This is a genomic window from Rhodomicrobium sp. Az07, from assembly GCF_018619475.1.
Taxonomy (GTDB): domain Bacteria; phylum Pseudomonadota; class Alphaproteobacteria; order Rhizobiales; family Rhodomicrobiaceae; genus Rhodomicrobium.
Genome location: NZ_JAHFZG010000002.1, coordinates 213,732 through 235,710, shown reverse-complemented (window position 1 = coordinate 235,710; position 21,979 = coordinate 213,732). Strand labels below are relative to the sequence as shown.

At 63.2% G+C, this 21,979-nt stretch carries 20 protein-coding genes and 1 other RNA gene; 4 read left to right on the top strand and 17 right to left on the bottom strand.

The window, feature by feature from the left end:
• Positions 1–57 precede the first annotated feature (57 nt).
• The 6 genes from guaB to KKP04_RS02630 all read right to left on the bottom strand — a co-directional run bounded on the left by guaB (position 58) and on the right by KKP04_RS02630 (position 6,270).
• Positions 58–1,554, bottom strand: coding sequence for an IMP dehydrogenase (gene guaB, locus KKP04_RS02655; RefSeq protein WP_215026235.1), 1,497 nt, complete (start codon positions 1,552–1,554; stop codon positions 58–60).
• Positions 1,555–1,924: 370 nt separating this feature from the next.
• Positions 1,925–2,245: a YbaB/EbfC family nucleoid-associated protein gene (locus KKP04_RS02650; protein ID WP_215026232.1), complete on the bottom strand. Its 321-nt coding sequence runs from the start codon at positions 2,243–2,245 to the stop codon at positions 1,925–1,927.
• Between the two features lie 101 nt (positions 2,246–2,346).
• Entirely contained in the window at positions 2,347–4,053 is a 1,707-nt protein-coding gene (locus KKP04_RS02645; RefSeq protein WP_215026229.1) for a DNA polymerase III subunit gamma/tau, read from the bottom strand.
• Positions 4,054–4,227: 174 nt separating this feature from the next.
• Positions 4,228–4,324, bottom strand: an RNA gene (gene ffs, locus KKP04_RS02640) — signal recognition particle sRNA small type.
• 47 nt (positions 4,325–4,371) lie between these two features.
• Complete coding sequence (locus tag KKP04_RS02635) at positions 4,372–5,385, bottom strand: CHAD domain-containing protein (protein WP_215026226.1); 1,014 nt, start codon at positions 5,383–5,385, stop codon at positions 4,372–4,374.
• A 57-nt stretch (positions 5,386–5,442) separates the two neighbouring features.
• The gene (locus tag KKP04_RS02630; RefSeq protein ID WP_215026214.1) at positions 5,443–6,270 is read right to left on the bottom strand and encodes a UDP-2,3-diacylglucosamine diphosphatase; all 828 of its coding nucleotides are present in this window, start codon (positions 6,268–6,270) and stop codon (positions 5,443–5,445) included.
• A 262-nt stretch (positions 6,271–6,532) separates the two neighbouring features.
• Here KKP04_RS02630 and argB point away from each other — a divergent pair, with 262 nt between their 5' ends.
• Positions 6,533–7,462: an acetylglutamate kinase gene (argB, locus tag KKP04_RS02625; RefSeq protein WP_371818682.1), complete on the top strand. Its 930-nt coding sequence runs from the start codon at positions 6,533–6,535 to the stop codon at positions 7,460–7,462.
• 152 nt (positions 7,463–7,614) lie between these two features.
• A complete protein-coding gene (locus tag KKP04_RS02620; RefSeq protein ID WP_251133853.1) occupies positions 7,615–8,430 on the top strand; it encodes a pyrimidine 5'-nucleotidase in 816 nt (271 codons plus the stop codon).
• A gap of 3 nt (positions 8,431–8,433) precedes the next feature.
• Here the strand turns inward: KKP04_RS02620 and KKP04_RS02615 are convergent, their stop codons facing one another.
• From KKP04_RS02615 to gatC, 9 genes are all read right to left on the bottom strand, one after another.
• Positions 8,434–8,649: a type II toxin-antitoxin system HicB family antitoxin gene (locus KKP04_RS02615; protein ID WP_215026212.1), complete on the bottom strand. Its 216-nt coding sequence runs from the start codon at positions 8,647–8,649 to the stop codon at positions 8,434–8,436.
• Positions 8,646–8,843 (bottom strand): type II toxin-antitoxin system HicA family toxin, encoded by a 198-nt coding sequence (locus tag KKP04_RS02610; RefSeq protein ID WP_215026210.1) that lies wholly within the window; start codon positions 8,841–8,843, stop codon positions 8,646–8,648. The genes KKP04_RS02615 and KKP04_RS02610 overlap by 4 nt, the downstream gene beginning before the upstream one ends.
• On the bottom strand, positions 8,840–10,360 hold the full coding sequence (gene serS / locus KKP04_RS02605) for a serine--tRNA ligase (RefSeq protein ID WP_215026207.1): 1,521 nt from the start codon (positions 10,358–10,360) through the stop codon (positions 8,840–8,842). Before serS ends, KKP04_RS02610 begins: the two co-directional genes overlap by 4 nt.
• 126 nt (positions 10,361–10,486) lie before the next feature.
• Positions 10,487–11,521 (bottom strand): quinone oxidoreductase, encoded by a 1,035-nt coding sequence (locus KKP04_RS02600; RefSeq protein WP_215026205.1) that lies wholly within the window; start codon positions 11,519–11,521, stop codon positions 10,487–10,489.
• A 125-nt stretch (positions 11,522–11,646) separates the two neighbouring features.
• The gene (gene gatB, locus KKP04_RS02595; protein WP_215026202.1) at positions 11,647–13,122 is read right to left on the bottom strand and encodes an Asp-tRNA(Asn)/Glu-tRNA(Gln) amidotransferase subunit GatB; all 1,476 of its coding nucleotides are present in this window, start codon (positions 13,120–13,122) and stop codon (positions 11,647–11,649) included.
• A 50-nt stretch (positions 13,123–13,172) separates the two neighbouring features.
• Positions 13,173–13,790 (bottom strand): DUF2141 domain-containing protein, encoded by a 618-nt coding sequence (locus tag KKP04_RS02590; protein ID WP_215026199.1) that lies wholly within the window; start codon positions 13,788–13,790, stop codon positions 13,173–13,175.
• A gap of 40 nt (positions 13,791–13,830) precedes the next feature.
• Positions 13,831–14,148 carry a chorismate mutase gene (locus KKP04_RS02585; RefSeq protein ID WP_215026196.1) on the bottom strand — a complete coding sequence of 106 codons (318 nt, stop codon included), beginning with the start codon at positions 14,146–14,148 and terminating at the stop codon, positions 13,831–13,833.
• A complete protein-coding gene (gene gatA / locus KKP04_RS02580) occupies positions 14,145–15,725 on the bottom strand; it encodes an Asp-tRNA(Asn)/Glu-tRNA(Gln) amidotransferase subunit GatA (protein ID WP_215026193.1) in 1,581 nt (526 codons plus the stop codon). Before gatA ends, KKP04_RS02585 begins: the two co-directional genes overlap by 4 nt.
• A 4-nt stretch (positions 15,726–15,729) precedes the next feature.
• Positions 15,730–16,026: an Asp-tRNA(Asn)/Glu-tRNA(Gln) amidotransferase subunit GatC gene (gene gatC, locus KKP04_RS02575; protein WP_215026190.1), complete on the bottom strand. Its 297-nt coding sequence runs from the start codon at positions 16,024–16,026 to the stop codon at positions 15,730–15,732.
• Between the two features lie 219 nt (positions 16,027–16,245).
• Here gatC and KKP04_RS02570 point away from each other — a divergent pair, with 219 nt between their 5' ends.
• Positions 16,246–17,637, top strand: coding sequence for a class II 3-deoxy-7-phosphoheptulonate synthase (locus KKP04_RS02570; protein WP_215026187.1), 1,392 nt, complete (start codon positions 16,246–16,248; stop codon positions 17,635–17,637).
• Positions 17,638–18,048: 411 nt separating this feature from the next.
• Positions 18,049–19,929, top strand: a complete 1,881-nt coding sequence (locus KKP04_RS02565) for an ABC transporter ATP-binding protein (protein WP_215026184.1) — start codon at positions 18,049–18,051, stop codon at positions 19,927–19,929.
• 47 nt (positions 19,930–19,976) lie between these two features.
• Here KKP04_RS02565 and KKP04_RS02560 read toward each other — a convergent pair whose 3' ends face one another.
• Entirely contained in the window at positions 19,977–21,056 is a 1,080-nt protein-coding gene (locus KKP04_RS02560; RefSeq protein WP_215026181.1) for a sulfate/molybdate ABC transporter ATP-binding protein, read from the bottom strand.
• Entirely contained in the window at positions 21,053–21,979 is a 927-nt protein-coding gene (gene cysW, locus KKP04_RS02555) for a sulfate ABC transporter permease subunit CysW (RefSeq protein WP_215026179.1), read from the bottom strand. The genes KKP04_RS02560 and cysW overlap by 4 nt, the downstream gene beginning before the upstream one ends.

Below are 21,979 nucleotides of genomic sequence, written 5' to 3'. Positions count from 1 at the left end.
GAACCTACAGCGTCGTGCCGCGTCTGACTTGCCGCACGACGCTGTAGTCTACTTGGGCTAGTTGTTCCCGATCGGATAATTCGGCGACTCCCGCGTGATCGTCACGTCGTGCGTGTGGCTCTCGCGCAGGCCCGCGTTGGTGATCGGAATGAACTCCGCCTTTTCGTGGAGATCCTTGATCGTTCGCGTGCCCGTGTAGCCCATCGCCGCGCGAAGGCCGCCGACAAGCTGATGCAGCACGCTCGCGACCGGCCCCTTGTAGGGCACCTGCCCCTCGATGCCTTCCGGCACGAGCTTCAGCGTGTCGCTCACTTCGGCCTGGAAGTAGCGGTCGGCCGAGCCGCGCGCCATCGCACCGAGCGAGCCCATTCCGCGATACGCCTTGTAGGAGCGGCCCTGATAGAGATAGACTTCGCCTGGGCTTTCATCCGTGCCCGCGAGCAGCGAACCGATCATCACCGACGACGCGCCGCTTGCGAGCGCCTTGGCGATATCGCCCGAATATTTGATGCCGCCGTCCGCGATCACCGGGATGCCGTGCTTGTCGGCCGCCTCGGCGGCTTCCATCAGCGCGGTGAGTTGCGGCACGCCGACGCCCGCCACGATGCGCGTCGTGCAGATGGAGCCGGGCCCGATGCCGATCTTCACCGCGTCCGCGCCCGCGTCGATCAGCGCCTTGGTGCCGTCCGCTGTTGCGACATTGCCCGCGATGATCTGCACCGAGTTCGTCTGCTTCTTGATGCGCGCCACCGCGTCGAGCACGCGCTGCGAGTGGCCGTGCGCCGTATCGATCACCAGCACGTCGACGCCCGCGTCGATGAGGATTTCGCTCCGCGCGAAGCCGTCTTCGCCGACCGATGACGCCGCCGCCACGCGAAGGCGTCCCTGATCGTCCTTGCTGGCGTATGGATGGCGCTCGGCCTTCTCGATGTCCTTCACGGTTATGAGGCCGATGCAGCGGAATTTATCGTCGACCACGATCAGCTTTTCGATGCGATATTTATGAAGCAGCAGCTTCGCTTCGTCGCGCGGGATGCCGTCCTTTACCGTGATGAGATCTTCCTTCGTCATCAGCTCGTGGATGGGCTGCGAGGGGTTGCTCGCGAAGCGCACGTCGCGGTTGGTCAGGATGCCGACGAGCTTGCCTTCCGGCGCGCCATTGCCGTTCGCGACGCCCTCGACTACCGGGATGCCGGATATGCCGTGCGCCTTCATCAGGTCGAGCGCGTCCTTCAGCGTCGCCGTGGGCGAGATGGTGACCGGATTCACCACCATGCCGCTCTCGAACTTCTTGACCTGGCGGATATGCTGCGCCTGCTCCTCCGGTTTGAGATTCCGGTGGATAACACCGATGCCGCCGGCCTGCGCCATGGCGATGGCAAGCGGTCCCTCGGTCACCGTGTCCATCGCGGAAGAGATGATCGGGATGGTGAGCTTGATCGTGGGCGTAAGGAAAGTGGTGACGTCCGTCTCGGATGGCAGAACCTCGGAGTGTCCGGGCCGCAAAAGCACGTCGTCGAAGGTAAGCCCCGTCTTTTGCCGGATAATGGCCATTCATGAATCCTTGAGCGCCGGGACACCGAGGATCCGGGCGCTATTGTTTTGCGTGGAATTTCCTGCGGTTTAGCATTCCCGCGACGTTCTGTAAAATGGAGCCGCACGCCCCGTTTCCAAGGCAATCGCGACCGCTGTCGCAAGAAGGAGCAATGCATCGATTTCCGATCACCGATTCTTCCCCCCTTTGGACGGCTGGCATCACCGAGCCTTCTTGAAAAACGGCTGTTTCCGGTCGCGACAAGGCAGCGCGCCATTGAAGCAGCCGCGACAAGCGGACCGGCGAAGCGAGAAACGCAGCGCTCGATCGACCCACCGACTCCGCGTGCAGCAATCACCGATGGCGGTTCAATCAGATCGGAACGGCCTGCTAGAACAGCTTCAGGCCCGGAGGCAAAGGCAGACCCGCGGTCAGCGCCTGCATCTTCTCAGCCATGACCTGCTCCGATTTCTGTTTGGCGTCGTTGTGCGCGGCGACGATAAGATCTTCGAGGATCTCGGCCTCTTCCGGTTTGATGAGGCTCGGGTCGATGGACAGGCCAGCCATCACGCCCTTCCCGGTGAGCCGCACCTTGACCAGCCCGCCGCCGGAGGTGCCTTCGACCTGCATGGTCTCAAGCTCGGTCTGTATCTCGGCCATTTTCGTTTGCAGTTCTTGCGCCTGCTTCATCATCGACATGATGTTCTTCATTAAAAGTCTCTCCTTGATTTGATCCCGAAGCCTCGGCCGAAGCCCGGAACCCGTTTCAGCACATCGACCAATCCGCGCCGGACGATTTGTCAGGCCGCCATTCAGTCGAGCTTTCGCACATCCGTTATCTCGGCGTCCGGGAAGTGATGAAGAATGCTCTTCACCGCCGGGTGCCTGCGGATTTCTTCCTTGGCCTGCGCCTTTTCATCTCGCAAGCGCGCGCCGAGCGGGGCAATCCCCCGCTCTTCCGAAAGAGAAACAATCCAGCGTTCGCCCGTCCAGCCTTGCAGCTTCTTCGCGAGGTCGGGTGCGAGAGACTGGGGCGCCCCTTCGAGAAGGCGCAGTTCAAGAAAGCCCGGCCCGAATTTCACCAGTTCGACCTGTTCTTCAAGCGCAATCTTGAGCTTGATGTCGCGGGTGGCCGCCGCCTCGGCGACGATATCCTCGAAACACCCGAAGCGTGGCGCGGTTTCCTCGTGCGCGCTCGCCACACCCTGTCCGCCTGCGCTGCCGCGCGACGAGACGGCGCGGGGACGCACTGCTTCGAGTCCGGCGCTCGGTGAGGGAGCGCCCGACGCCGAATCGCGAATCGGAGCGCGTTCGCCGCCGCCGCGCTTCAACTCGCCGATGACATCCGCCGGGGACGGCAACTGCGCCGTATAGCACATGCGAATAATGAGCATCTCGGCGGCGGCGAAGGGGCGCGGCGCACGCGCGGCCTCGTCGATACCCTTCAGAAGCATCTGCCAGGCGAGGGCGAGGCGGGGAACCGGAAGCGACGCGGCGAGCCGGTCGGCGCGGGCGCTGTCCTCGGCGGACAGGTCCGGTGGATAGGCGCCCGGCAGAACCTTGAGCCGCGACAGAGCATGCACGGCGTCGGCCGCGTCCGAGAGGATAAGCGAGGGGTCCGCGCCGCGTTCGTTCAGCGCGCCGAGCGCCGCGAGCGCGCCCGCCGCGTCGCCATCGAAAATGCGCTCCAGCAGATCGAAGATCGCGGCGCGGCCAGAAAGGCCCAGCATGTCGAGGACGGCGGCGGCGGTAAGGCGGCCTTCCGCCATGGTCAGCGCCTGATCGAGCAACGACAGCCCGTCGCGCACCGAACCTTCCGCCGCGCGCGCGATGAGCGCCAGCGCCGACTCGTCGGCGGCATAGCCTTCCTTTTCGAGGATGCGGGCGAAATGGGCGGACAGAAGCTCCGGTTCGACGCGGCGCAGATCGAAGCGCTGGCAGCGCGACAGGATCGTGACGGGCACCTTGCGGATTTCGGTGGTCGCGAAGATGAACTTCACATGCGGCGGCGGCTCTTCGAGCGTCTTCAGAAGCCCGTTAAAGGCCGACTTCGACAGCATGTGAACTTCGTCGATGATGAACACGCGGTAGCGCGCCGACGCCGGCTTGTAGCGCACCGCCTCGATGATTTCGCGGATGTCGTCGATGCCGGTGTTGGAGGCCGCGTCCATTTCGAGCACATCGACATGGCGGCTATCCATGATCGCCTGGCAGTGGACGCCGAGTTCGGCGATGTCCAGCGTCGGGCGGTCGGGCAGGGCGTCGCGCTCGTAATTCAGCGCGCGGGCGAGAATGCGGGCCGTGGTGGTCTTTCCGACGCCGCGCACGCCGGTCAGCATATAGGCTTGCGCGATGCGGTCCATGGCGAACGCGTTTCGGAGCGTTCGGACGAGGATGTCCTGGCCGATGAGGTCGTCGAGCGTCTGCGGGCGATATTTGCGCGCAAGAACGAGATAGGACTGCGCTTTTTCCGCAGTTTCCGAGATGGGGAGCGCCGGGGCGTTATCGCTGTTGCTCATGTCACAGATCCGGCAGGCGGACCGTCATGCGCCCGAGCATGGAGCCGCGAAGGCGGCATCGAAGGCTGGAGCCGCGAAGGCGGCATCGAAAACTGGTGCCGCGAAGGCAGCATCGAAAACTGGTGCCGCGAAGGCAGCGAGCAGGGGTAGAAAATTGAAGCCGCGCAAAGCGGCAGTGAGAGGCTGGACAGCAACCCGCATCGGATTCGTTAGGGCTGCTTCCTTCCGGACCTGACCCGGTTGGCGAGCGATACGCCTGCGCCAACCTCCCGCCCTTTATATCGCCGTTTCGCGCGTTTCTGGCAAGAGGGCTTTGCGTTACGCTCTGGCCGCCAGCTTCTTTTCGCATTTGCAGCCCGGCCCGCATGGCGGCTTCTTCGTGCATTTCTGCTTTTTCCGGCGCCCACGGCCCTTGTCGTCGGTGCGGCTGACGCTCTTCCAATGGGCGTTCAGCCGCGCATGGAAAGCCTTCGGCTTCTCCCCATAGAGGCATTCGCCGCGCTCCTTCGCGTCGACCAGAAGCGCCGCCTGCTTCTCGTAGATGAAACGGCAGATCGTATTGACGTCGCTGGGCGAGCGAAACACAGCGCGATTTTGTTCGATCATGGCGCACAGAACGGCGAGGTCGTGATGGAGGCCGAGCGCATCCGAAAGTTTCTTGGCAAGTTTCGTGCGGGCTTTCGCTTCCCTTGGCCACGCACTTTGCAGAAGCAGCGTCTGCCGCCAGTGGCGCTGCACCTGCTTGCGCCACTCGTGCATATCTTCGGCGTGTTCGGAGGCGAGCGCCTTCTTCATCTCACGCCGGCCGCGCTTGTAGGTCTGCGCGGCGGAGCCGAGCAAATCCTTCACGGGTGCATCGCCGAAATCGAGCCGGGAAAGGATCGCCTTCGCCTTGGCGACTTCGCCGATGGCGCTTCCGATGTTTTCGGAAGCCGCCCGTTCCTGCACTTGCTCGTGCCGCGCCTGTAGCCACGACGCGAGATCGGAAAAAAGCCGTTCGTGGGAGGCGTCGGCGAACTCGACACGCAGCGTTTCAGCCGCGCCAACGGCCACCTGCGCGTCACGGCTCGCGGAAAGCAGCTTTCCGGCACCTGACAGAAGCTTCTGCGAAGCTCGTGCCGCACCGCCTCTATCGACCGGTTTCACAAGATCGAGGAGCGCGCGCGTTCGTTTGAAATGTCGACGCGCCGCATGGACGGCGGTCTCGTCATGGTCGGCGGTCATGAGCCGCTCAAGCGCGGCGTCCAGTTGTTCGCAGCCGACTGCGGGAACCGACTGGCTCAACGGCTCGAACAGGTTTAGCCGGTAATTCACTTGAGTATTGCTCGTCACAGTGTGATCCGACCCAAGATCGGATTTCGCTGCCGCGCCGTCAAGCGGTAGAAACCGCTATGCCGCCTTGAATATGGGTTCCCTGGCTGCGACGGGTTCGCTTTCGCGGTCGCCCTGAAGCCAGCGCAGGATTTCGATCCGCCCGTCCGTGTGTTCGGCTATGGCGGTGCAGTTTTCGGTCCAGTCGCCGCAATTCAGATAACGCACGCCATCGATCAGGCGGTCGGCGGGGTGGTGGATGTGGCCGCACACGACGCCGTCATAACCGCGACGTTTTGCCTCATGCGCAAGCGCCGTCTCGAACTCGTCGATAAACGCCGCCGCCGCCTTGACCCGCGTCTTCACATAGACGGAAAGCGACCAGTGCCCGAAGCCGAGCTTTCGCCGCGCCCAGTTCAGCGGCCCGTCGCACCAAAGCACGAATTCGTAGGAGCGATCGCCGAGGAAGCGCAGCCACTTCGCGTAACGCACCACCACGTCGAACTCGTCGCCATGAAGCACGAACAGCTTGCGGCCGTTGGCTGTCGTGTGAACGCAATCGCGCGCGATCTCGATGCCGCTGAAGTTCATCCCGCAATAGGCGCGCAGCGCCTCGTCGTGATTGCCGGGCACATAGACGATGCGCGAGCCGGATTGCATGCGCTCCAGCAGGATTTGCAGAATTTCGTCGTTGCCTGCGGGCCAGAGCACGCCGCGTTTCAGACGCCAGAAATCGATGATGTCGCCGACGAGGTAGATCGTCTCTGCGTCGTGGGCTCTCAGGAACTCGATAAGCGCGTCCGTCTTCGCCGCGCGGGTGCCGAGGTGCAGGTCCGAAAGGAAGAGCGTGCGATAACGCTTTTTGCCGAACCGGATCACCGGCACGTTCCGAAAGAAGCCATGCATAAGCGTGTCCCTCATCCCCTTGGCTTACGCTAGAGAAGAAACGGGAAACGCATTGCAACCGTGTGACAGCCATGCGTTTTCGATGACGCACACTGCAACGTGACCGGGTACCGACGAAAACGCCGCAGGTGTCTCGCCGCCCGCTCCCGGCGTGACGCCATCGGCGCGAACGCCCTTGCATCTTCGCGCGCGCGCCGTAATTTTGTGCAAGCGCAAAGCCGACTTCGTAAAGTCCGACTTTGAAATCCGACCTGGAGACCGCATGTCCGCCGCCGAACCCGATCCGAACGAAGAATTCTACCGGGGCCTCAGAAAGCCCAGCATCGCGGCCGAGATCCTTTCGGAAGCGCTTCCCTACATGCAGCGCTACGATCGGGCGACGGTCGTGATCAAATATGGCGGGCACGCGATGGGCGACGCCAAGCTCGCTGAGAGTTTCGCGCGCGACATCGTCATGCTCGAACAGGCGAGCGTGAAGCCGGTGGTGGTGCATGGCGGCGGCCCGCAGATCGCGAAGCTGCTGACCCGGCTCGGCATCAAGAGCGAGTTTTCCGGCGGCCTTCGCGTGACCGATGCAGCCACCGTCGAGGTGGTGGAGATGGTGCTCGCGGGCTCCATCAACAAAGGCATCGTGGCGGAGATCAACGCCCTTGGCGGTCATGCCTGCGGCATCTCCGGCAAGGACGGCAATCTGATGATTGCGAAGAAGCTGACGCGCACCGAGATCGACCCCGATTCGGCCATCGAGCGCGTGGTGGATCTCGGCTTCGTCGGCGACCCGGAAGAGGTGAACCCGCGCATCGTGCAGGTGCTCGCCGAAAACGAGATCATTCCCGTGGTTGCGCCGCTCGGCCTCGCGCGCGACGGCACGACCTACAACATCAACGCCGACACATTCGCGAGCGCGCTTGCGGGGGCGCTGAAGGCGAAGCGCCTGCTTCTCCTCACCGACGTGGCGGGCGTGCTCGATCAGAACAAGAAGCTCATCCACCGCCTCACCGTCAGCCAGGCGCGCGCGATGATCGCGGACGGCACCATCACCGGCGGCATGATTCCGAAGGTGGAAGGCTGCATCAGCGTCATCAAGCAGGGCGTCGAAGGCGTCGTGATCCTCGACGGCCGCGTGCCGCACGCCGTGCTGCTGGAGCTGTTCACCGAACACGGCGTCGGCACGCTGATCGAGCGGGATTAGGGGGCAGCCGGGGCAACCCGTCGGATCAACCCGGCTTTCTCTTTTTCGAGGGGGGGCTCCAACCCGAAGCTTGACAAGTAGCCGGATCGAAACAGGCGCACCATATGTGGCGTGCGGGGCGCGCTGGCGCCGCGCGAAACCGAGTGTAAAAATTGTCCGACAAGTCACTCATTCGAGCGAGCGCAAGCGCTCACACCGCCGACTTACAACGGCTCACGGAGGCGGATAACGCCGCTGCGGCCGCGGCCACGCTCATGGAAGCCGCCGCCGAAGCGGCGCAGCTCGCGCGCGCCTTCGCCGACACGCGGCTGTGGATCTTCGACCTCGACAACACGCTCTACCCGGCCGAGTGCAACCTTTTCGCGCAGATCGATCAGCGCATGTCGGGGTTCATCCAGAAGCTGCTCGGGCTGGACCACGCAGCGGCGCGGAAGGTGCAGAAGGATCTCTATTACCACTACGGCACGACGCTCGCCGGGCTGATGGCCGAATATGGCGTGAAGCCGGAAGCGTTCATGGACTATGTCCACGACATCGACCTCGCGCCTGTCTCGCCGATGCCGGAGCTTGACGCCGCCATCGCGCGCCTCGAAGGCCGCAAGTTCATCTTCACGAACGGCTCGGCGCGCCATGCGGAGCGCGTCGCGGCGAAGCTCGGGGTGCTCGAACGGTTCGACGGCATCTTCGACATCGCGGCGGGCGACTATGTGCCGAAGCCGAAGCCCGAAAGCTTCAGCGCCTTCATGCGCTACTGCGAGGGCGGCGACTGCAAGGCGGCCATGTTCGAGGATCTGCCGCACAACCTCGAAGCGGCGCACGCGCTCGGCATCAAGACCGTGCTCGTCCGCTCCGACTATATCGACCACCCGTCGCAGCACGCGCTCGCCGCCGCGACGGCGCTGCCGCCCTATATCCACTACGAGACGGACGACCTCACGCGCTTTCTCACGCGCATTGTGGGCAAGTAGCGGTCAAGCGGCTCGCGCCTCAACATAAGCGACGGCGCTTTTTGGCTCGGGAACTGGCAAACCGTCCTCAAGCAAGCCTTCGATGTGAAAGCCTATCGCAACAGCGATTTCGGTCTTTGCCTCTTCCGTCGTTGCGCCGGTCGCCACACAGCCGGGGAGATCCGGCACATAGGCGGAAAAATTGCCGTCCGCTTTTTCGATGACAACCGCGTATTTCATTGTTCTTCCGGCCTCAAGCCCGCTTGTTTTAATATACTCCCGAGCGTCTTTGGAGCCAAGTCGTCGGAAGGCTTCCCGGCGATTGTCACACGTCCCGGTTTTTGCGTGTGCTTAAATTGGCGATGGCTGCCTCTGGTCGCAACCAATCGCCAACCATCGCCTTCGATGAGCCTGATCGCGTCGCGGACCTTCATGCCCCGATGCGCGTGACGCCGCCCATATAAGGCAGGAGCGCATCCGGCACGCGGATGGAGCCGTCCGCCTCCTGATAATTCTCGATGACGGCGATGAGCGCGCGGCCGACCGCGAGGCCGGAGCCGTTCAGCGTATGGACGAACTGCACATCCTTCGCGTCCTTGGGGCGGAAGCGCGCCTGCATGCGCCGCGCCTGGAAGTCGCCGCAGTTCGACACGCTCGAAATCTCGCGATAAGCGCCCTGTCCCGGCAGCCACACCTCGATGTCGTGCGTCTTGCGCGCGCCGAAGCCCGTGTCGCCCGCGCACAGCACGACGACGCGATACGCCAGGCCGAGCCGCTTCAGGATCTCCTCGGCGCAACCCGTCATGCGCTCATGCTCGGCGGGGGAGGCTTCGGGCGTCGTGATCGACACCATCTCGACCTTGTAGAACTGGTGCTGGCGGATCATGCCGCGCGTGTCGCGCCCCGCCGCGCCCGCCTCCGCGCGGAAGCACGGCGTCAGCGCGGTGAAGCGCAGCGGCAGGTCGGCTTCGGCGAGGATGCTTTCGCGCACGAGGTTCGTCAGTGGCACTTCGGCGGTCGGGATGAGCCAACGGTTCGTGCTAGTCGTCTCCGCAAGAAACCTAGATTGAGCCCTTTTTACAATCTCCGGCCAGACCTTGTCTTTGATCGCGTTAAAGGTCGTATTAAAGTAGTCTTCAAACTTCCCATCAGCAGCAGCTGACATGAAGAATGCGTTTTTTGTGTTCAAAATCTTACGGAGTTCGGCTGACAATTCCTCGTCCCGCTCCCCAATAATGAAGTTGGCGATGCTGTTCAACGAAACATCAGTCTTGAACAAATCTTCCGCAAACTTCGGCAACTGCGCCGTTCCATAAAGCGCATCGTCCTTCACAAGCAACGGCGGGTTCACCTCGGTGTAGCCGTGCTCGCCCGTCTGCACGTCGAGCATGAACTGGCCGAGCGCGCGCTCAAGCCGCGCGAGGCTCCCCTTCAGCACCGTGAAGCGCGCGCCGGAAATCTTGGCCGCCGCCTCGAAATCCATGAGGCCGAGCGCCTCGCCCAACTCGAAATGCTGCTTCGGCGCGAAGCCCTCGGCGGCGAAATCGCGCGGGCTGCCGACGCGGCGAAGCTCGACATTCTCGCTCTCGTCCTTGCCGTCCGGCACTTCGGGCGCGGGCAACAGCATGTTCGGGATGCCCGCAAGCAGCGCCGTGACGCCAGCGTCAAGCTCGCGCTCCTTCGCTTCGCCCGCCGCAATCGCGCCCTTGAGGTCGGCCACCTCGGCCATCAGCGCCTCGGCCTTCGCCGGATCGCCGCCCTTGCCCTTCGCCTTGCCGATCTCCTTCGACGCCGCGTTGCGCCGCGCTTGGCTGTCCTGCAACGCCTTCTTGTGCGCGCGAAGCTCCTCGTCGAGCGCGAGCACGGTGGACGAAAGCGGCTCCGCGCCCCGGCGTGCGAGGCCCTGATCGAAGTCGGCGGGGTTCTCACGGATCCATTTGAGGTCGAGCACGGAACGTCTCCCAAAGAAGCATGGCCGGGAATGCCCCGGCCATCGAATGGTTTGCGTCAGCTATAGAAGGCTCGCGCGCGGGCGTAAAGACGGGGCGCCGTCGATCCGGCCGAATGCGGCCACGCTTCAGATCATGCCGCTGCCCCGATGCGCCGACGGCACGCGCCGCGCGGCATAATCCGCCAGCAGCACGATGGAACTCGTCGTCTCGCGCGCTTCGAGCGCACGGTGCGCCTCGGCGGCTTCCGACATGCGATAGACCTTCCCGGCGTTGATCCTCACGCGGCCGAGTTGCACCATATCGATGACATCGGTCGCGGCTTCGAGCAGCGCGGCGCGCGTGGCGATGTGCGTGAACAGCGTGGGCCGCGTGACGTAGAGCGAGCCCTTCTTCGCGAGAACGCCGAGGTCGAACGGCGGCACCGGGCCGGACGCATTGCCGAAGTTCACGAACAAGCCGCGCGGACGCAGGCAATCGAGCGAACCGGCGAAGGTGTCCTTGCCGACGGAGTCGTAGACCACGTCGACGCCGCGCCCGCCGGTGATTTCCTTCACGCGCTCGACGAAATTCTCGGTGCGGTAGTTGATGACATGCGTGCAACCATGCACGCGAGCGAGTTGCGCCTTCTCGTCCGTGCCCGCCGTGCCGATGATCGTCGCGCCGATGTGGTGCGCCCACTGGCAGGCGATGAGGCCCACGCCGCCCGCCGCCGCGTGCCACAGCAGCACCGTGTCCTTCGTGACGGGGAAGGTCTCCTTCAGGAGATAGCGCACAGTCATGCCTTGCAGCATCATCATCGCCGCCGTCTCATAGGGAAATTCGCTCGGGATCTTCACGAGCCGGTCGGCCGGTATCAGCCGTTGTTCGGCGTAGCCGCCGAGCGGCCATGCATAAGCCACGTGGTCGCCCACCGCCAGATCGGTCACGCCCTCGCCGACCTCGATCACCTTGCCCGCGCCTTCGCTGCCCGGCGTGAACGGAAAGGACGGCTGCGGATAGAGCCCCGTGCGGTGATACACGTCGAGGTAGTTGACACCCACGGCGTGCTGGCGGATCTTCACCTCACCGGGACCGGGCGCGCCGACCTCCACTTCCTCCCATTGGAGAACTTCGGGGCCGCCATAGGCGTGGATGCGGATAGCGTGGGTTGGACGCGGCATGCCTCACCTCTTGTGCAAAAGCGCACCAGGCATTCCCCCAGGCGCGCCGTCTGGCCTATTTGTCGCGTTTATGCGCCATTTTTGCCGAAAAGTCGACCGAACTTGCCGCAGTCGCGCCGGAAGGATCAGACCTCCTCCGGCACCTGAAGCTTCTGGCGCAGGAGAGCGTTGACCGCGTCGGGGTTCGCCTTGCCGCCCGTGGCGCGCATCACCTGCCCGACGAACCAGCCGAGCGTCTTCGGCTTCGTCTGCACCTGCTCGACCTGCTTCGGGTTCGCCGCGATGATCTCGTCCACCACCTTTTCGATGGCGCCGGTATCCGTCACCTGCTTCAGGCCGCGTTCCTCGACGATCTCGCCCGGCATGCCGCCTTTTTCGAGCATGATCTCGAACACTTCCTTCGCGATGCGGCCGGAGACGACGTCGGACGAGATAAGGTCGATCAACTCCCCGAGTTGCGCCGCCGAAATCGGGCTTTCGGTGATGTCCTTGCCCGTCTTGTTCAGCGCGGCGAAGAAGTCGCCCATCATCCAGTTCGCGGCGAGCTTCGGGTCGCGGCCCCTGGCGACGGCCTCGTAAAAGTCCGCCGAGGCGCGGTCCGAGATGAGCACACCCGCGTCATAGGCCGAAAGCGCGTAGTCGCTCATGAAGCGCGCCCGCTTTTCGTCCGGCAATTCCGGCAATACCGTCTTCAGATCCTCGACGAACGCTTCCGAGACTTCGAGCGGCAGCAGGTCCGGGTCGGGGAAATAACGGTAGTCGTGCGCCTCTTCCTTCGAGCGCATGGAGCGAGTCTTGCCCGATTTCGCATCGAACAGCCGCGTCTCCTGCTTGATGGTGCCGCCGTCTTCGATCACGTCGATCTGGCGGCGCGCCTCGTATTCGATGGCCTGCCCGATGAAGCGGATGGAGTTCACGTTCTTGATCTCGCAGCGCGTGCCGAGCGGCGCGCCCTGCTTCCTCACGGACACGTTCACGTCCGCACGGAGCGAGCCTTCCTCCATGTTGCCGTCGCAGGTGCCGAGATAGCGCAGGATGGTGCGAAGCTTGGTGATGTAGGCCTTCGCCTCCTCCGACGAGCGGATGTCCGGTTTCGAGACGATTTCCATCAGCGCAACACCGGAGCGGTTCAGGTCCACATAGGAATGGTCCGGATCCTGATCGTGCAGGCTCTTGCCCGCGTCCTGCTCAAGGTGCAGGCGCTCGATGCCGACATCGAAGGAATAGTCCTTCAGGTCGACCGTGACGATGCCCTCGCCGACGATGGGAAACTTGAACTGCGAAATCTGATAGCCTTGCGGCAGGTCGGGGTAGAAGTAGTTCTTGCGGTCGAACACCGAGCGGCGGTTGATCTGCGCCTTGAGCCCGAGGCCGGTGCGGATCGCCTGTTTCACGCATTCCACGTTGATGACGGGCAGCATGCCGGGCATGGCCGCGTCCACGAGGCTCACATGGCTGTTCGGTTCGCCGCCGAAAGCCGCCGACGCGCCGGAGAAAAGCTTCGCGTTGGACAGCACCTGCGCATGCACCTCCATGCCCACGATCACTTCCCAGGGGCCTGTCGCGCCGTCGATGAGGTTTTCTTTTCTGGTGTCTGCCATGGGTTTCGTCCAGGTGGTCCGTTTGATTGAGCGGCCTCGCTTGTCGCGCGCTAGAAGCGCGGCGGATAGCGAAGCCCGATGACAAGCGTTCTCGGCGCGGCAAGCGCGAAGCGCGCCTTGTAGAATCCGATCCGCGCCGCGAGTGGATTCACGTCTTCGGGAAGCATCTGGCTGAAGCCGCGCCCCTCGATGGGCCGTTTGAAAAGGCCGGTATCGAAAATGCCATTGCTGTTTTCGTCGTGGAACACAAACACCGCGTAGTCGCCCTCGGGGATATGCGGAAAGGTGTAGGACACGGTGAGGTTCTGCAAGCTGCCGAGCGAGCGGATGCAGACCGGGAAATTCGCGAAGTCGCAGGGCGGATCGTCGGGGCGCTCGTCGCGGAACTGGATCTTGGTGTGTTTCGGATATTTCGACGAGTCGGCAGTGTCGGCCCAGAGCGCGAGGACGACACGGCCCTTGTAGCTGCGCAGGCCCGAAACATCGACGCGCAGATCCGCGAAATCGTCCGCAAGCGCGGGCGCCGCTCCGGCCAAAGCCGCAAGCGCGATACCGACACGAACGCCGAGGCGGGTCGCGCCAACGCCCGCGTGAAAGGTTTCGGGAATGGCCGCCGAACCGCGCGCGCGCCCTTCGCCCCGATCCCGCTGCGGAACAGCGAAGGGCAACGGCAAGCGCCGGAGTATGCGGTCAGGGCGAGCCATCGCGTCAGTCCTTCGGCTCTCCGCGTTTCGCGAGCTTCTCTTCCTCGTACTGAATAAACCAGCCGATCATCTGACGCCAGAGCGCAACGGCGAGTTCCGGCGGCAGGCCGCGATCCTTCGCGCGGGCCTCGACCCTGTCGATCACCTGCCGGATGCGCCACGGCACCGTCGCTTCGTGCGTGTTCTTCTTCAGTTGCCACGCGCGGTCCACATAGGAGAAGCGCTCGGCGACAAGGTCGAGAATCGCGTCGTCCACGCGGTCGATTTCCACGCGAACCTGATCCATGTTCTCGCAATCGGCGGCTTTACGGGGCGTGCTCATTTCTTCCTTTTCGCTTTCTTCTCTGGCGCGTCGGCGGCTTCAACCTTCTTCTTCGCCTTGCCTGCGGGCTTCGATGCCGCACCGGCCCACCATGCATCCGGGATGGGCATGCGGCCCACCGCGTCCTCGATCACCTGACCGGCACGAAGCACCGTCGCCTCGTCGAACGGCTTGCCGATGAGCTGGAGGCCGAGCGGCAACCCTTCGGCGGACAGGCCACCCGGCACCGAAAGACCCGGAAGCCCCGCCATGTTCACGGTCACAGTGAAGATGTCGTTCAGATACATCTCTACCGGATCGGCGTCCTTCTTCGAACCGAGGCCAAAGGCGGGCGTCGGCGTCGTCGGCGTCAGCACCACGTCCACCGTCTCGAAGGCGTCATCGAAGTCGCGCTTGATGAGCGAGCGTACCTTCTGCGCCTTGAGATAATAGGCGTCGTAATAGCCCGCCGAAAGGACGTAGGTGCCGATGAGGATGCGCCGCTTCACTTCCGCGCCGAAGCCGTGGCTGCGCGTCTCCTCATACATGTCCACGATATCGCGGCCGTTCTCGCGAAGCCCATAGCGCACGCCGTCATAGCGCGCGAGGTTCGACGACGCCTCGGCGGGCGCGACGATATAATACGCGGGCAGTGCCGCGTGCGTGTGCGGCAGGCTGATGTCCACGATCTCGGCGCCCGCCTGACGATAGATGTCGATGCCCTTTTCCCAAAGCGCCTCGATCTCCTTCGACATGCCGTCGACGCGATATTCCTTCGGCACGCCGATCCTGAGGCCCTTGAACTTCTGCGTCAGCGCCTTTTCGAGGTCGGGCAGCGGACGGTCGACGCTGGTCGAATCCTTCAGATCGTAGCTCGCCATCGCCTGAAGCATCAGCGCCGCGTCCTTGATGGAGCGCGTGATCGGCCCTGCCTGATCGAGCGAGGAGGCGAACGCCACCATGCCGTAGCGCGAGCAGCGGCCATAGGTCGGCTTGATGCCGACGGTGCCGGTGAAGGCTGCGGGCTGGCGGATCGAACCGCCCGTATCCGAAGCGGTCGCGGCCATGCACAGGCCCGCCGCCACCGCCGACGACGATCCGCCGGACGATCCGCCCGGCACTAGGTTCTCCGTCGAGCCTTTCGCGCGCCACGGGTTCACCGTTTGCCCGTAGTAGCTCGTCTCCGTGGATGAGCCCATGGCGAACTCGTCCATGTTGAGCTTGCCGAGCATCACCGCGCCCGCGTCCCATAAATTCTGCGTGACCGTCGACTCGTAGGGCGGTTCGAAATTGCCGAGGATGTGTGAACCGGCCGTGGTGCGTATGCCGTCCGTGCAGAACAGATCCTTGATGCCGAGCGGTATGCCTTCGAGCGCGCGCGCGTCTTTCGACGTCTTGGCGAGGCGCTCGTCGCTCCTCTTCGCCTGTTCCAGCGCCTTGTCGGCGGTGACGACGAGATAGGCCTTCAGCGCGTCGTTGCCCGCCTCGATGGCGGACAGGCACGCTTCGGTAAGTTCGGTGGCGGTGATTTCCTTGGCGCGGAGCTTGTCGCGCGCTTCGGAAAGCGTCAGTTCGTTCAACGACATGGTGTTCGACATGGGGCTATTCGATGACCTTCGGAACGAGGAAAAATCCGTCTTCGGACTTCGGCGCGTTCTTGAGCACGGCGGCGGGCTTGTTGCCGTCCGTCACCGCATCCTCGCGCATGTGAAGCTTCGCGCCGCCCACACTCGTCAGCGGCTCGACGCCGTCCGTGGGGATCGCGTTCAATTCTTCTACCCAGGAGAGGATGCCGTTCAGTTCGCGCTGAAGGCTCGTCGCCTCTTCCGCAGTAACCTTGACACGGGCGAGATGCGCGATCCGCCGCACCGTCGCTTCATCGATTTCAGTTTTTGCCATTTTGGGATTTTTGCCGACGATTAGGCTGAAAATAGTCGAACTTTTTGTACGCCGGTTCAGCTTCGCTCCGCAACAGTCTATTGCCGGACTGGATTCTGGAATGGCGCATTTGCAAACCGAAATCGTAAAAGTTGTCGGAACGCTTCACAATCCTTATAACACGGCTTGGGAAATGGGACTGTAGGGCGCAAGCGCATGCTCGCGCGAAGGAGCTTGATTATGTCATCGCCGCGTTGGACGCCGGAAAGCTGGAGATCAAAACCTGTCGAGCAGGTTCCGGTGTATCCCGACGAAGCAGAACTTGCCGCGGTCGAGAAGGAGCTTTCCACCTTTCCGCCGCTCGTGTTTGCGGGCGAGGCGCGCGGACTGCAAAAGGGTCTCGCAGAAGTGGCGCACGGGCGCGGCTTCCTGCTTCAGGGCGGCGACTGCGCGGAAAGCTTCTCCGAGCATGGCGGGGATTCCATCCGCGACTTCTTCCGCGTGTTCCTGCAAATGGCCGTGGTGCTGACCTATGCCGGCAGCCGCCCGGTGGTGAAGGTCGGGCGCATCGCGGGCCAGTTCGCGAAGCCGCGTTCCGCGCCGACGGAGAAGCATGGCGACGTCGAGCTGCCGAGCTATCGCGGCGACATCATCAACGACATCGCTTTCTCGCCTGAATCGCGAATTCCCGATCCGCGCCGCCTGCTCAAGGCCTATCGCCAGTCGGCGGCGACGCTGAACCTGCTGCGCGCCTTCGCGCAAGGGGGCTACGCCGATCTCGAACGCGTGCATCAGTGGACGCTCGGCTTCGTGAAGGACAGCCCGGCGGGCGAGCGCTACGAGGAGCTTGCGAACCGCATCTCCGACACGCTGCAATTCATGCGCGCCTGCGGCGTCACGTCGGACAATTCCGAGCGGCTGCGGACGACCGATTTCTACACGAGCCACGAGGCGCTGCTTCTCGGCTACGAACAGGCGTTCGCGCGCATCGATTCGACGAGCGGCAACTGGTATGCCACGTCGGGCCACTTCCTGTGGATCGGCGACCGCACGCGCCAACTCGACCACGCGCATGTCGAATTCCTGCGCGGCATCCGGAACCCCATCGGCGTCAAGATCGGCCCGAGCATGAAGCCGGACGAACTCATCGACCTGATCGACATCCTGAACCCGACGAACGAGCCGGGCCGCCTCACCCTCATCGCGCGTTTCGGCGCGGACAAGGTCGGCAAATATCTGCCGGAGCTGATCCGCGCCGTGAAGAGCGAGGGCAAGATCGTGATCTGGTCCTGCGATCCGATGCACGGCAATACGATCAAGTCGGCGAGCGGCTACAAGACGCGCCCGTTCAATCAGGTTCTGGCCGAGGTGGAAAACTTCTTCGACATCTGCCAGGCGGAGGGCGTCTATCCGGGCGGCCTGCATGTAGAGATGACCGGCAAGGACGTGACCGAGTGCACCGGCGGCGCGCATTCGATCTCGGACGCCGATCTGTCGAACCGCTACCACACCTATTGCGATCCGCGCCTCAACGCCGATCAGGCGCTTGAACTCGCGTTCCTCGTCGCGGAGCGCCTGCGCCGCGACCGCTCGCTTCATGAGGCGAAGGCGGTGTTTTTCGCGGCGGAGTAACGCCGATACGGATGCAAGAAGCCGCCGGAAGGCGCGCCCTCAGACTGCTGACAAACCCCGTCTTTTTGGCGGGGTTTTTTGTTGGTTTGCGTTTTGAATGGGATAAAGGGCTGTCTGGAAAGCGCCTTGCCTGCCCAGGCCGTCAGCGGCGCGGGTTCCGCGAGCGCCAGGGCGATGGGTCGAGGCGGAGCGACCAGTCGACGAGTGGATGCACACGTCGGTAATCGCGAAGGGCAGCCGCTTCCCAAATTCATCTTTCTGTGCTAAAAGCTCCGCTCCAATCGTTGCAGCGAGAGCAAAGAAATCTCCCAAACAATGCGACAGAAGAAATTTTCTGATCGAGCGCGAGCGTCCGCGAACACCTGACTTCGCTTTGCCGCGCAAAATTCAACTCATAGCGCGAGCAAAGCCATGTTTTCCTGGTTTGAAAAGCTTATTGACCCATTCAGGGCGGCCCCAATTGTGCAGCCGCCGCAGACGCTTCTTGCCTTCTACTGGCATTATCTCCGTGGCATGTCCTGGGTTTTCGTCTTCGTGCTTGTCGCCGGCGTGGTCGGCGCCCTTATCGAAGTCGCCCTGTTCACCTTTTTGGGGGAGATCGTCGACCTGGCGAAGTCGGCGGAAAACCCGTCCGCGTTCTTCCAGGAGCACGGCACGACGCTGATTTTCATGGCGATCGTGGCGCTCGTCTTCCGCCCGATTGTGTTCGCGATCCATTCGCTGCTCATCCATCAGACCGTCAACGCGAACGCGCAGGCGCTGGTGCGCTGGAGACAACACCGCTACACGCTTCGCCAGAGCCTCTCCTTCTTTCAAAACGACTTCGCGGGCCGCATCGCCAACCGCGTCGTTCAGACCGGGCAGGCCCTGCGCCAGACGGTTGTCGATGTCGTGGACGCGCTGTGGTTCTTCGCGATCTACTGGCTCACGGCCGCCGTCATCTTCATCGATCTCGACGTCCGCCTTCTGATTCCGCTGCTGCTATGGCTTCTTGGCTATGCGGCGATGGTGTGGTTCTTCGTGCCACGCCTCATTCTGCTCGCAAAGGCGGGAGCCGATGCCCGCTCAACGTTGATCGGTCGCATCACGGACAGCTACACCAACATCCTCACGGTCAAGCTCTTTGCGCATACCGAGGCCGAAGAGACTTTCGCGAAGGATGCCATCTCGGATCACCTGCATAAGTTTCAGGCGCAGCTTCGCCTGATTACGCTGTTCGAAACGGCGCAGCTGGTCCTCACGGGCCTTCTGATCGTTGGCACGACGGGCTTGGCGCTTTGGCTGTGGAGCGTGGGTGCAATCACCCTCGGCGCCATCGCCGTGACGACCGGCCTTGCACTTCGCATCAACAACATGTCCTCGTGGATCATGTGGGTGATCGCCGGAATTTTCGACAATGTCGGCGCGGTTCAGGACGGTATGGAGGCGCTCTCCAAGCCGTGGACCGTTGTCGATGCAGCGGAGGCAAAGTCGCTCGAAGTCACGAATGGCGCGATCGCCTATGAGAACGTTCGCTTCCATTACGGTCATGGCGAGGGGCTGATCCAGGATCTGACGCTCGATATTCGGCCAGGGCAGAAGGTCGGGCTGGTGGGCCGTTCGGGGGCGGGCAAGTCCACGCTCATCAACATCCTCCTTCGGTTCCACGACCTTGAGGCGGGCCGCATCCTGGTCGACGGACAAGATATCTCCCACGTCAGGCAGGAAAGCTTGCGCGAGAATATCGGCCTCGTCACGCAGGACACCTCGCTGCTGCACCGTTCGGTTGCCGACAATATCCGTTACGGAAAACCGGCCGCGACGATGGAAGAGATCGTGGCGGCGGCCAGGAAGGCGCACGCGCATGATTTTATCGTCGATCTTCAGGACTCCCACGGCAACAAAGGTTACGACGCCCAGGTGGGCGAACGCGGTGTCAAGCTGTCGGGCGGTCAGCGCCAGCGCATTGCGATTGCCCGCGTGCTGCTGAAGAATGCGCCGATCCTGATCCTCGACGAGGCGACGGCAGCGCTCGATTCGGAGGTGGAAGCGGCGATCCAGGATCAGCTCTATAACCTCATGGAGGGCAAGACCGTGATCGCCATCGCGCACCGGCTGTCGACGATTTCGGCCATGGACCGGCTGATCGTGATGGACAAGGGCCATATCGTGGAGGACGGCACCCACAAGGAGTTGCTCGGTCACGGCGGCCTTTATGCGAGCCTTTGGGCGCGGCAGTCGGGCGGCTTCCTGCTGGAGGAGCGCGAGTCCGCCGAACCCATCGCGGAGCAGGGCCGATACGCAGCCGAATAGCGAAAGGCGGCATCGGCGGGCGGGAACGAGCCGCTCGCCGTCCAGAGCTACAACGAGGCCGAGGTCAGGGATTCCGCGGCGCCGTCCTCGTAGATGCGATAGCGCCGTGGTGTCAGCCCCACAAGGTCGCCGGGGCTGACCGACGTCTCCGGCGGCAAACTCGCTTCCACCAGAAAGTCGTCGCCGCCGCCGCAGTCGAGACGCACGTCCGCGAAGGACAATGCCCCGATGCGGCGAACCGAACGCACCGAGCCCTGAAGCGGTGCCTCGGAGACTTCGCCGAAGGTGAGATCGTGCGGGCGGACGAAAAGACGGGCCGGGCCTGTGCTCGGAAGTTCATCGTTCGTGGCGAGGCGTCGGGAGCCGATCCAGATGCCGCCGTTTTCGATGCGCACCGGCAGTTTGACGGACTCGCCGATGAAGTCGAACACGAAGGAGTTGGCGGGCTCGTTGTAGATTTCCTCGGGCGACCCGACCTGCTCGATCTTGCCGTTGCCCATGACGACCACGCGGTCGGCCACCTCCAGCGCCTCCTCCTGGTCGTGCGTGACGAGCACGGATGTGACGTTCAGTTCGCCATGCAGGTCGCGCAGCCAGCGGCGCAGCGATTTCCTGACCTTGGCATCGAGCGCGCCGAAAGGCTCGTCGAGAAGCAGCACGTTCGGTTCGATCGCAAGCGCCCTCGCGAGCGCGACACGCTGGCGCTGACCGCCCGAGAGCTGATCGGGATAGCGGTCGGCAAACCCTTCGATATGAACGAATTCGAGGAGCTTCTTGACCCTCTTGACGATTTCGTGTTCGGGCTTGCGCTCCCGTCGCGGCTTGACGCGAAGGCCGAAAGCCACGTTCTCGAACACGGTCATGTGGCGAAACAGGGCATAGTGCTGAAAGACGAAGCCGACGTGCCGCTTTCTGACATCGAGCCTTGCCGCGCTTTCGCCAGCGAACAGCACATCGCCGGTATCCGCCCAGTCCAGCCCCGCGATAATGCGCAGAAGGGTGGTCTTGCCGGAACCCGAAGGACCGAGAAGCGCAAGCAACTCCCCGCTTGCGATATCGAGATTGACATTTTTGAGCGCGACGAAACTTCCGAAACGCTTCGAAAGGTTACGGACATCGATTTTCATCTCTTGCGCTCCAGTTTGCGTTCGAGGACGGCTTTCAGAACGAGCGTGACAAGCGCGAGAAGCGCGAGCAACGACGCCACCGCGAAAGCCGCCGTGAGCTGGTATTCATTATACAGGATTTCGATGTGCAGCGGCATGGTATTGGTCTCGCCGCGAATATGGCCCGAGACGACCGACACCGCGCCGAATTCGCCCATGGCTCGCGCGTTGCAAAGCAGCACGCCGTAAAGCAGCCCCCACTTGATGTTCGGCAGCGTCACCCTGAGGAAGGTTGTGAACCCCGAAGCGCCGAGCGACAGCGCGGCTTCCTCCTCGCTCGTGCCTTGTTCCTGCATCAGCGGGATGAGTTCGCGCGCGACGAAGGGGAAGGTCACGAAGATCGTCGCGAGCAGGATCGCCGGGAAAGCGAACAGGATCTTGATATCGTGCGCCTGAAGCCAGTGGCCGAAAAAGCCCTGCAAGCCGAACAGCAGCACGAAAACGAGGCCGGAAACCACGGGCGAGATCGAAAAGGGCAGGTCGATCAGCGTCACGAGAAGGGTTTTGCCGGGGAAGCGGTATTTCGTGATCGTCCATGCCGCTATGATGCCGAAGAAGAGGTTCACCGCGACGGAACAGGCCGCCACGATGATGGTAAGGCGTATTGCGGAGATGGCGTCGGGGTCGGTGAGCGCCGAGAAATAGGCGGCCCAACCCTTCGAAAAAGCCTGCACGAACACCGCGACCAGCGGTATGACGATGAACAGCGTGAGGAAACCCAGCGCCACGAGGACGAGAAGAACGCGGATCAGCGGCGTCTCGGTGTTCGCCGAAGCGCCTTTCGGTGCGGGCGCGGCGAAATCGCTTCGCCGCGCCGGACCGGAGCTTTCCTCCGCGCCGCCGAAACCGGTTTGTCGGTCTGTAATCGCATCAACGAGTACCAT